The organism is Flavobacterium xinjiangense (genome assembly GCF_900142885.1).
Lineage (GTDB): Bacteria > Bacteroidota > Bacteroidia > Flavobacteriales > Flavobacteriaceae > Flavobacterium > Flavobacterium xinjiangense.
This window is the reverse complement of the sequence record NZ_FRCL01000012.1, coordinates 70,779-82,633: the sequence shown is the minus strand read 5'-3', so window position 1 is coordinate 82,633 and position 11,855 is coordinate 70,779. Positions and strand designations below refer to the sequence as shown.

10 protein-coding genes are annotated in these 11,855 nt (G+C 35.0%); 3 read left to right on the top strand and 7 right to left on the bottom strand.

Annotated elements, in window-relative coordinates:
* Positions 1-8 precede the first annotated feature (8 nt).
* The 7 genes from rplW to rpsL form a co-directional block, all read right to left on the bottom strand.
* Complete coding sequence (gene rplW / locus BUC23_RS13700) at positions 9-299, bottom strand: 50S ribosomal protein L23 (RefSeq protein WP_035668124.1); 291 nt, start codon at positions 297-299, stop codon at positions 9-11.
* A 6-nt stretch (positions 300-305) separates the two neighbouring features.
* On the bottom strand, positions 306-935 hold the full coding sequence (gene rplD, locus BUC23_RS13695; protein WP_073210365.1) for a 50S ribosomal protein L4: 630 nt from the start codon (positions 933-935) through the stop codon (positions 306-308).
* Positions 935-1,552, bottom strand: a complete 618-nt coding sequence (rplC, locus tag BUC23_RS13690; protein WP_073210361.1) for a 50S ribosomal protein L3 — start codon at positions 1,550-1,552, stop codon at positions 935-937. The genes rplD and rplC overlap by 1 nt, the downstream gene beginning before the upstream one ends.
* 156 nt (positions 1,553-1,708) lie before the next feature.
* The gene (gene rpsJ / locus BUC23_RS13685) at positions 1,709-2,014 is read right to left on the bottom strand and encodes a 30S ribosomal protein S10 (RefSeq protein ID WP_011963470.1); all 306 of its coding nucleotides are present in this window, start codon (positions 2,012-2,014) and stop codon (positions 1,709-1,711) included.
* A gap of 11 nt (positions 2,015-2,025) precedes the next feature.
* Entirely contained in the window at positions 2,026-4,182 is a 2,157-nt protein-coding gene (gene fusA / locus BUC23_RS13680) for an elongation factor G (RefSeq protein ID WP_073210358.1), read from the bottom strand.
* 10 nt (positions 4,183-4,192) lie between these two features.
* On the bottom strand, positions 4,193-4,669 hold the full coding sequence (gene rpsG / locus BUC23_RS13675) for a 30S ribosomal protein S7 (protein WP_035668130.1): 477 nt from the start codon (positions 4,667-4,669) through the stop codon (positions 4,193-4,195).
* A 73-nt stretch (positions 4,670-4,742) separates the two neighbouring features.
* The gene (gene rpsL, locus BUC23_RS13670; RefSeq protein WP_007136570.1) at positions 4,743-5,126 is read right to left on the bottom strand and encodes a 30S ribosomal protein S12; all 384 of its coding nucleotides are present in this window, start codon (positions 5,124-5,126) and stop codon (positions 4,743-4,745) included.
* Between the two features lie 180 nt (positions 5,127-5,306).
* On the opposite strand from rpsL, the gene BUC23_RS13665 reads away from it, so the two are divergent.
* The 3 genes from BUC23_RS13665 (at position 5,307) to BUC23_RS13655 (ending at position 11,813) form a co-directional block, all read left to right on the top strand.
* The gene (locus BUC23_RS13665) at positions 5,307-7,016 is read left to right on the top strand and encodes a BamA/TamA family outer membrane protein (protein WP_073210356.1); all 1,710 of its coding nucleotides are present in this window, start codon (positions 5,307-5,309) and stop codon (positions 7,014-7,016) included.
* An 84-nt stretch (positions 7,017-7,100) separates the two neighbouring features.
* Positions 7,101-10,358: a SusC/RagA family TonB-linked outer membrane protein gene (locus tag BUC23_RS13660; RefSeq protein WP_073210354.1), complete on the top strand. Its 3,258-nt coding sequence runs from the start codon at positions 7,101-7,103 to the stop codon at positions 10,356-10,358.
* Positions 10,359-10,361: 3 nt separating this feature from the next.
* Positions 10,362-11,813: a SusD/RagB family nutrient-binding outer membrane lipoprotein gene (locus BUC23_RS13655; protein WP_073210352.1), complete on the top strand. Its 1,452-nt coding sequence runs from the start codon at positions 10,362-10,364 to the stop codon at positions 11,811-11,813.
* The last annotated feature ends 42 nt before the right edge of the window (positions 11,814-11,855 follow it).

Here is an 11,855-nt window from a genome sequence, read left to right as displayed (position 1 = left end):
TTTCTATCTTAGATATTGTTGTAAAAATCAATTGTTTCTCCTTCTTGTACTTGAACAATTGCTTTTTTAATTGCATTAGTCTTTCCACTGATCAAACCACTTTTAGTGTATTTTGTAGTTCTATCCGGTCTTACGTTCATCGTGTTGACACTCAAAATAGTTACACCATAAGCAGCTTCAACAGCTTTCTTAATTTGAACTTTATTTGCTTTTTTATCAACAACGAATCCGAAGCGGTTTAAAACTTCACTTTCTTTGGTTACTTTTTCCGTTACTATAGGCTTAATTATGATGCTCATATCCTATTATTTACTTAAATTTTCTTCAATTATCTCTAAAGAACTCTCTAAAAGCACTAAATTACTAGCGTTTAAGATAGCGTAAGTACTTAATTCTAAGCTACTTACTACGTTAGAGCCCTTTAAATTACGTGACGACAAATATACATTTTTATTTGAATCACCCAACACAAACAGAGACTTTTTATTTTCTAACTCTAAAGCTTTCAAAACGTTGATGAAATTTTTAGTGTTTGGTGTTTCAAAATTAAAGTCTTCAAGAACGATAATATTCGACTCTTTTGCTTTAATTGAGAAAGCAGATTTTCTAGCCAAACGCTTCAAGCTTTTATTCAATTTAAATGAATAACTTCTTGATCTTGGTCCGAAAACTGTTCCACCACCTTTAAACAATGGATTCTTTGCACTACCCGCACGAGCAGTACCAGTTCCTTTTTGTTTTTTAATCTTACGTGTACTTCCCGCTACTTCAGCTCTTTCTTTAGCTTTGTGCGTTCCTTGTCTTTGATTAGCAAGATATTGCTTAACATCAAGATATACTGCGTGATTGTTTGGTTCTATACCAAATACTGAATCAGAAAGTTGAACTATTCTTCCAGTATCTTTTCCGTTGAAATCTAATACTTTTGCTTCCATTACTTCTGAATGATTACATAAGAGTTGTTACATCCAGGAACACATCCTTTAATAACAAGTAGGTTCTTTTCAGCCACTACTTTTAAAACTCTAAGGTTTTGAACTTTTACATTGTCTCCTCCCATTCTTCCAGCCATACGCATTCCTTTGAATACTCTAGATGGATAAGAAGAAGCTCCTACAGAACCTGGCGCTCTTAAACGGTTGTGCTGACCGTGAGTTGCTTGACCAACACCACCAAAACCGTGACGTTTTACAACTCCCTGAAAACCTTTACCTTTAGATAAACCTTGTACATCTACAAATTCTCCTTCTTGAAAAATAGAAACATCTATAAGATCTCCTAAATTTTGTTCTGTTGCGAAATCTCGGAATTCAACGACTTTTTTCTTAGCTACAGTTCCCGCTTTTTTAAAGTGACCTAAAGCCGCTTTTGTGGAATGTTTCTCGTTTTTGTCATCGAAACCAAGTTGCAACGCTTCGTACCCGTCAACACCTTTGGTTCTGACTTGGGTAACAACACATGGTCCAGCTTCGATTACTGTACAAGGAATATTCTTCCCGTTTTCGTCGAATAAGCTAGTCATGCCGATTTTTCTACCAATTAACCCAGACATAAATATTAATTATTAATTATTAAATATAAATATAGAACGCAGCTTTTAACCGAATCCTATTTTTTAAAGTGGTGCAAAAGTATAACTTATTTACACACAAACCTAAAAAAATATTTTTCGCTTAAAAACAGCGTTCTTTTCTTACTAGTAAGCTACTTAAACTTTGATCTCTACTTCAACACCGCTAGGCAATTCAAGTTTCATCAAAGCATCAATAGTTTTAGATGATGATGAGTAAATGTCAATTAATCTCTTGTATGACATTACTTCAAATTGCTCTCTCGCTTTTTTGTTAACGTGTGGAGAACGTAGTACAGTGAAAAGTTTTTTGTGAGTTGGTAATGGAATTGGTCCTGTTACTACTGCACCGGTACTCTTAACCGTTTTTACAATCTTCTCAGCGGACTTGTCTACCAACATGTGATCGTAAGATTTTAGTTTTATTCTGATTTTTTGACTCATTTTCTTAAAGATTAAGCGTTTCCTTTTGCTTTTTTGATTACTGCTTCTGAAATATTAGCAGGAGTTTCTGCGTAGTGCGAAAATTCCATTGTAGATGTTGCTCTACCTGATGAAAGTGTTCTTAACGTAGTAACATATCCAAACATTTCAGACAATGGCACATCTGCTTTAATAGTTTTAGCACCAGCTCTGTCACCCATGTCATTTACCTGACCTCTACGACGGTTAATATCACCTACGATATCTCCCATGTTTTCTTCTGGCGTAATAACTTCCATTTTCATGATTGGTTCAAGAATTACAGCACCTGCAGCTTTAGCAACTTCTCTATACCCCATTCTGGCAGCTAACTCAAAAGATAGCGCATCAGAATCGACAGGGTGAAAAGATCCGTCTGTTAAAGTTACTTTCAAACTGTCTACTTGATAACCTGCCAATGGACCGGTTTTCATAGCTTCTCTGAAACCTTTTTCTACAGATGGAATGTATTCTTTAGGAACGTTACCACCTTTTACAGCATTAACAAACTGTAATCCTTTTGGAACTTTTCCATCAACTTCATCTGCTGGCTCTAGTTTAAATACGATATCACCGAATTTACCACGACCACCTGATTGTTTTTTGTATGTTTCTCTGTGAGTTGCACTTCTAGTAAAAGCTTCTTTGTATTCAACTTGAGGCTCACCTTGATTCACTTCAACTTTAAATTCACGTTTCATACGATCTACCAAGATATCTAAGTGAAGTTCACCCATACCTGATATAATCGTTTGACCTGAAGCTTCATCAGTTCTAACAGTAAATGTTGGATCTTCTTCAGCTAATTTAGCCAAAGCCATACCCATTTTATCAACGTCAGCTTTCGTTTTTGGCTCAATTGCAATACCAATTACCGGCGCTGGAAATTTCATAGACTCAAGAATAATTGGGTGTTTTTCATCACACAAAGTATCTCCTGTTTTAATGTCTTTAAATCCTACTGCAGCTCCAATATCACCTGCTTCGATATAATCGATTGGGTTTTGTTTGTTCGCATGCATTTGGTATATACGAGAGATTCGTTCTTTATTTCCTGAACGTGTGTTCAAAACATAAGAACCAGCATCTAAACGACCTGAATAAGCACGGAAGAAAGCTAAACGACCTACGAATGGGTCAGTAGCAATTTTAAATGCTAAAGCAGCGAATGGCTCTTTAACATCTGGCTTACGTAAAATTTTAGTTTGATCTTCTTCTAATAAATCAGCATCATCAGGATGAATCCCTTCGATACCTTCTTTATCCATCGGAGAAGGCAAATATTTACATACTGCATCTAACATGAATTGAACTCCTTTATTTTTGAAAGAAGAACCAGCAATCATCGGAATGATAGCCATATCCATAGTAGCAGCTCTTAAAGCAATATTGATTTCTTCCTCTGTAATAGAGTCTTCATCTTCCATGAATTTTTCCAACAAATTTTCATCATAATCAGCAACTGCTTCAATAAGAATCGATCTGTATTCTTTCACTTCTGCAACCATATCCTCAGGAATAGGCACAATATCGTAAGTAGCTCCAAGGCCTTCCTCATGCCAAACAATAGCTTGATTTTTAACCAAATCAACCACACCTCTGAAGTCATTTTCTTCACCAATTGGCAAAGTAATAGCAACCGCATTGGATTTCAACATATCTCTAACTTGCTGACAAACCATCAAAAAGTTAGAACCTTGACGGTCCATTTTATTTACGAATCCAATACGTGGCACTCTATATTGATCAGCAAGCCTCCAGTTAGTTTCTGATTGTGGCTCAACGCCATCAACAGCACTAAACAAGAAAACTAACCCGTCAAGTACACGTAAAGAACGATTTACTTCAACAGTAAAATCAACGTGTCCCGGGGTATCAATAATATTAAAGTGATACGGTAATGTATCAGGCAAAACTTTGCCCTGTTCTGTTGGGAAATTCCATTCACAAGTTGTAGCTGCAGAAGTAATTGTAATACCTCTTTCTTGCTCTTGCGCCATCCAGTCCATAGTTGCAGCACCATCATGCACTTCACCTATCTTGTGTGACTTTCCAGTATAGAATAATATACGCTCAGTTGTTGTTGTTTTACCAGCATCAATATGAGCAGCAATTCCTATGTTTCTTGTATATTTTAAATCTCTAGCCATTTCTTATGAATTAAAATCTAAAGTGAGAGAATGCTTTATTAGCTTCTGCCATTTTGTGAGTATCCATTCTTTTCTTAACGGCAGCACCTTCTTCTTTAGCCGCAGCTAAACATTCTGAAGCTAACCTTTGAGCCATAGATTTTTCGTTTCTTCTTCTTGAATAAAGAATCAACCATTTCATCGCCATAGAAATTTTTCTATCTGGACGAATTTGCATTGGAATCTGAAATGTAGCTCCACCCACTCTACGACTACGTACTTCTACGTGAGGCATAACGTTAGTTAAAGCATCTTTCCATATTTCTAATGATGGTTTCTCTGCATCTTGCTTTTTAGACTCAATGATGTCAATTGCATCATAAAATACTTTAAACGCTGTCGATTTTTTTCCATCCCACATTAAGTTGTTCACAAAACGTGTTACCAGTTGGTCATTAAACCTTGGATCTGGTAAAAGTGGTCTTTTCTTTGCCGCTCTTTTTCTCATGTCTTTTTTTTAATAAAACGTCATACCAATACAATCACGACGAATCGCGCTTCTACAAGAATAACTTTTTAAATTATTTTTTTGCTTCTTTTGGGCGTTTAGCACCATACTTAGATCTTCTTTGCGTTCTTCCCGCTACTCCTGACGTATCAAGCGCACCACGAACGATGTGATATCTAACTCCTGGTAAATCTTTTACCCTTCCACCCCTAACTAATACTATCGAGTGCTCTTGTAAATTGTGTCCTTCACCAGGGATGTAAGCATTCACTTCATTACCATTTGTCAAACGTACACGCGCTACTTTACGCATTGCAGAGTTTGGTTTTTTTGGTGTTGTAGTGTAAACACGCGTACAAACCCCTCTTCTTTGAGGACAAGAATCTAAAGCAACCGATTTACTCTTCTTAGTTATCTGAGTTCTTCCTGTTCTTACTAATTGTTGAATTGTTGGCATAATTAATACTAAAAATTTCTTATTATATTAAATTCCCGCTTTTTACGGGGTTGCAAATGTAGAAAATATTTTTCACTCTACAAACGTTAAACTATTAATTTTCAATAAGATTATTTTGGCGTTTGATTTTTATGACAAACCATAGATATTTGCATTACTTTTATTAAAACAAATATTCATTTGAAATCTTTACTCCTTTTCTTTCTGTTTTTAAATTTTGGATCGAGCTGCTTCGCTCAAAACTTTCAGCTACGCATAATTGGCAGCTCACATTCTGAAACAATAACTATTGATTCATTAAACTACACATCCAAACATGAAAACCTAAAATCGCTTAATGACGAAATTAACAAAGTATCAAAAAAACTATCGGAAATAGGATATATCGAAAACTTGATACTAGGTAATAGTAGAGAAGGAGACTCTAGTTATACTTCAACGATAAGTTTAGGAATAAAAATAAAATACATCCGTATATATATAGGTGCAAATACCAAACTAAAAGAACTACTTACAACGGACAAAAAGTCAGACACAATAGTTATTCCATACGCAGAAACGGAAGCATTTCTAAACAACGCAATCCTAAAACTAGAACAAAAAGGATTTTCTTTAGCAAAACTAAAACTAAACAACATACAAAATAAAAATAAAACCCTTATTGCAGATTTATTATTTCAAAGCGACAAACTACGAACCCTGAACTCCATCGCTATAAAAACGGCCGAAAATAAAAGAAAAACAAAGTTCCCAAAAGGATATTTAGCACAAATCAACAAAAAATACCTCAATAAGACTTTCAACAAGGAAATCCTTGCACAAATTAATGGCGATTTTGAAAAATTCGGATTTGTAAAACAGATTAAATATCCAGAAATATTATTCACAGAAGATACCACTGAGGCATATATTTATCTCGAAAAACGAAAGTCAAATATTTTTGATGGATTCATTGGCTTTTCCAACAATGAGAACAAAAACATAACATTCAATGGCTATTTGGATATAACTTTAGAAAACACGCTACACACAGGAGAATTATTTTCACTCTATTGGAAAACTGACGGAAACAAACAAAAAACATTTAAGACCACTCTTGAACTACCTTATTTATTTAAAAGCCCAATAGCACTGAAAGCACAAATTAATATTTTCAAACAAGACAGCACCTACCAAAATACAAAAACAGCAATTGACCTAGGCTACTTCATCAATTACAGTAGTCGGATTTACCTAGGATTCCAATCCACTGAATCCAGCGATATTCAAAACACAAACAGTAAACAATTAAGCGACTACAAAAATTCATTTGCAACTTTAAATTTTGAATACACAAAAATAGACAACGCCAGTTTATTATTCACAAAAAAGACTTTTATCTCCCTAACGACAGGAATTGGAAAACGAGACACCAATAATCAAACGGAAGAAATTGGTCTAAACAAACAATTCTTCATTGACCTGCTGGCGTCGCATAATTTTTATTTAGATAAAAAAAATAGCATTCAGGTAAAATCGCAGAATTACTATTTACAAAGCGGAAAATATATAATAAATGAATTATACCGTTTTGGCGGCTTTAGCTCTATCAGAGGATTTGAAGAAAATAGTCTTCAAGCAAATTTTTTAACAACAATTTTAACAGAATACAGACATACATTATCCCCCAGCCTGTACATTCATTCCATTATTGATTTTGGGCTAACTCAAGACAAAACATTTACTAAAATAGACTCTCAAAAACAACAACTATTATCAATAGGACTAGGTTTAGGACTTCTAACCAAAAATGGTTTATTAAATTTAGCTTTTGCAAATGGTAAAAATAATAACAGTAAATTAACATTTTATAACACTATAGTTCACATTTGTTATAATGTTAAATTTTAAAATAGGATTAAAAAAGAAATACATTTATTAGGAAAGTTAACAAATTATTATGAAGTTTGCGAGACTAATTCAAAATATTTAAAAATGAAACTAAAGTTCAATGGATTCTTAGTACTATTAGTAGTACTTGTGGCGCAACTAACTTTTGCGCAAGAAAGAGCCGTTTCAGGAACTGTTTCCGACAATGCAGGACTACCTTTACCAGGTGTGAGCGTATTAGTAAAAGGAACTAAATCTGGAACACAAACTGATTTTGATGGAAAATACTCTATCAAAGCATCACCAAGCCAAGTCTTGATTTTTAGCTACATTGGGATGAAAACCCAAGAAAGAGTAGCAAGTTCTGCAAATGTTAATATTAAATTAGCGAGTGACGCACTAGAACTTGAAGGAGTTGTTGTAACAGCTTTAGGAATTAAAAGAGAAAAAAAATCTCTTGGATATGCCACACAAGAAGTTAAGGCAGAAGACTTAAATTCAGGTGCAGGAAGTGGGAATTTCATCAACGAACTTTCCGGAAAAGTAGCAGGTGTTAATATCAAAAGAAACAACAACTTTGGCGGTTCATCTAGTATCGTATCTAGAGGGGTTAAAAGTTTAAACGGAAGTAATGAAATGTTAATTGTTATTGACGGAATGCCAATCAATAACTCATTAGTAACTGGTGGTACAGGAAATCAAACTTCTGGTGCTGGTAACACGTATGATTATGGTAATGCTGCAATGGACCTCAATCCGGAAGACATCGAAAGTGTGAACATATTAAAAGGAGCAGCAGCTTCTGCACTATACGGTTATTTAGGTGGTAATGGTGTAGTAATGATTACAACAAAAAAAGGTAGAGCAAAAAAAGGAATGGGAATCACGGTTTCTTCTGAATTTGTTGGAAGTACTATTGACAAATCCACTTTCGTTAAATATCAAGATAAATACGGAGCAGGTTACGGCCCTTTTTATGAAGACGCTTCTGGATATTTCTTAGAAAGAGATGTAAATGGAGACGGTATTCTTGATTTAGTTGTTCCTACATCAGAAGATGCTTCTTATGGAGCGGCGTTCGATCCAAAATTAATGGTGTACAACTGGAACGCATTTACACCTTGGTCAGACAGTTTCGGAAAAGCTACTCCATGGGTAGCCGCTAAGAATGACCCTACAACTTTCTTCCAAACAGGAACAAATTTTAACAACTCTGTTTCATTAGAAGATGGAAATGACACTACTAATTTTGTTTTGAATTATACTAACTCAAAACAAACAGGTATTCTTCCTAACAGTGATATGAAAAAGAATAGCGTAAGTGCTAAAATAAATCACAAATTTACTGACAAATTATCTGCAAGTGTTTTTGCTAATTACAATGCTCAAAGCACGGTGGGTAGAAACTCAACAGGATATAATGAAAATATCATGTCAAACTTCCGTCAGTGGTGGCAAACAAACGTAGACGTTCAAGAACTGAAACAAGTTTACGAAAGATCTGGTGGACAAAATATTAACTGGAACTTTACTGACCCATCTGACTTAACTCAAATTTACTGGGACAACCCTTATTTCATCAGAAATAAAAACTTCCAATCTGATGAAAGAAATCGTTTTATTGGATACTCTAAATTGGATTATAAAATTGCTGACTGGGTGACTGCTACAGCAAAAATATCTACTGATTCTTATAGCGAATTACGTGAAGAAAGAAGAGCATTTGGATCTATCGCTGGTGATTTTGGTATTAACAGATTATCAGAAACATCTGGATACCAAAAATACCAAAGATCTTTTTCTGAACAAAATTATGATTTCATCCTAACATTCAAAAAAGACCTTTCTGAAAGTTTTAATCTTACTGGTCTTCTTGGAGGTACAGCTGTTAGAACCAGAGTTATTTCTACCTTAAACTCTACACAAGGTGGTCTTATCGTACCAGATTTGTTCAGTTTATCAAATTCTGTACAAACTGTTCCTTTCCCTGTGGAAGCAGAAATTAATCAAGGAGTTAACAGTTATTATGGATCAGCATCTTTAGGATTCAAAGACTTCTTTTTCGTAGATGCAACGGCAAGAAGAGATTCTTTTTCTAACTTACCAGTTGGAAATAATGCAATCTGGACTTTATCTGCTTCGGGTAGTTATGTTTTCACGAAACACATTGATCAACCATGGTTAAGTTTTGGTAAAATTAGAGCAGGCTATTCTGAAAGTCCATTAGGAACTCCAGGATTGTCTTTAGTGGAAACTTATATTAAGAACGACCCTTTTGGCACTAACCAACAATATTCTGTTACAGGTACCAAAAATAATCCAAACTTAAAACCGGTGATATCAAATACTACAGAAATCGGTTTAGAAATGCAATTTTTAGATAGAAGACTTGGCTTTGAAGTAAGTGTTTACAAAAACGTAAACGACGGAGAAGCTTTCCAAGTTCCTTTTACTCCTGCTACCGGTAACAGTGCAAAATACATAAATGCTGCCACTGTAGAAAACAAAGGTCTTGAGGTTCAATTTAACGTTACCCCATTTAAAACAAAAGATTTTGCTTGGGATATCAATGTAAACTGGTCTACAAACAAAAATAAAGTTACTAAGTTAGCTGAGGGAATTGAAAACTTAAGATTAAATTCTTTTCAAGGTGGTGTAACTCTAAATGCGTCAGTAGGACAACCCTTTGGTGTACTTAAAGGAACTGATTTCACGTACTTAAACGGAGAAAGAATAGTTGGTGCTAATGGTAGATATGTACTAAACCCAACTGCAAACAACGTAATTGGTGATGTCAATCCTGATTGGTTAGGCGGTATTCGTAATAAATTTACTTATAAAAACTTATCTTTCGGATTCTTAATTGACATGAAAAAAGGAGGAGACATATTTTCTCTTGACCAATCTTATGGTTTAGCTACTGGTTTATATGACGTTACTGCTGGCCTTAATGAATTGGGCAACCCAATAAGAAATACTATCGCCAATGGTGGTGGTGTTATCTTACCGGGTGTTACCGCTGCTGGTGCTCCTAATACAGTAAGAACTCCTTCTCCGAACCAATACGGTAACGTATCAGGTTACAGAAGAGCACCAAACAAAGCTTTCGTTTATGACGCTTCTTTCATCAAGTTAAGAGAGGTAAATATTACCTACTCTTTACCAACTACTCTAGTTTCAAGAATGAATCTTCAAGAAATGAAATTTAGTATAGTAGGTTCAAATTTATGGATAATAGACAAAAATCTTCCATATGCAGACCCAGAAAGTGGATTAAGTGCTAATGCTTCATCAGCAGGATATTCAATAGGTTCTTTACCAACGACAAGAAATGTTGGTGTTAACGTAACATTTAAATTTTAAATTATGAAAAAAATAGTTTTATTAATCTCGTTTTTAGCTCTGACTGTATCATGTACTGATGATATAACTGGACTAAATACAGATACAAAAAATCCAACTTCTGCTAAACCCGAGTTTTTATTTACAAATGCTCAAAAAACTTTAGTAGACCAAATGGTAAACGCATCTGTAAACAGAAACGTTTTCAGAATGTTAGTACAGCACTGGGCAGAAACTACTTACCCAGACGAAAGTCAGTACAATTTGACAACAAGACCTATTCCTGACACTCACTTTACAACCCTTTACAGAGATGTTCTTAGAGATTTTAAAGAGTCAAATCTTCTGCTAAACAAAGTTGTGACTGCTGGTGCTAGTGAAGCTGCAGTTGTGGCTAATAAAAGAGCGATCATTGAAATTATGAATGCTTACACTTTTAGTGTTCTAGTAGACAGTTTTGGTAATGTTCCTTATTCTGAAGCTTTAGATATCGAAGGACACCCACTGCCTAAATACGATGATGCGCAGACAATCTACAAAGACCTTATTGCTAGATTAGCTGCCGCTCAAGCTGCTTTGAATACCTCAGAAGCTAGCTTTGGTTCTGCTGATTTAATATATAATGGTAATGCTGCAAAATGGAAGAAATTTGCAAATACTCTTAGATTAAGACTTGCCATCAACATGTCAGATGTAGATGCTGCTTACGCTTCTGCGCAAGCTACAGCTGCAATTAATGCAGGAATTATGACAAGCAATAGTGATGATGCAAATTTGAATTACTTAGGCGCACAACCTAATGCAAACCCATTGTATGCAGACATAGTTGCAAGTGGAAGAAAGGATTTTGTAATCGCTGATACATTTGCCAATAAATTAAATGCATTAAACGATCCTAGAAGAGCTAAATATTTCACATTTGCACCTGGTACAACTGTTTATAAAGGAGGTATTTATGGTTCATCTAATAGTTATACCAATTTTTCTACAATTAATAATACCATTTTAGCTCCAGCTTTCCCAGGAACTATACTTGCATACAGCGAACAAGAATTTTTACTTGCCGAAGCTGCTGCAAGAGGTGTTGCTGCCGCTGGTGTAGCTGCAACGCACTACAACAGCGCTGTTACCGCTTCTATGGATAGTTGGGGTGTAGCAACTGTTGACGCAACAGCATATTTAGTTGCTAATCCTTACAACGGGACATCAACTGCAGCATGGAAAAAAAGTATTGGAGAACAAGCTTGGATCGCTTTATATAATAGAGGTTTTGAAGCATGGGATTCATGGAGAAGATTAGATTATCCAGTATTAGTAGCTCCTGCTACAACATATAACGATATCAAATCGGTTCCTACAAGATTAACTTATCCTGCAGGTGAAGCTACTGTTAATTCAACAAATGTTACTGCTGCTGCCGCAACAGTAACAGGTGGAGATAAATTAACTTCAAAAATATTCTGGGATAAATTCTAGTTATCACTTAATTAAATTTTTAAAAAACCATCCCATTTTTTG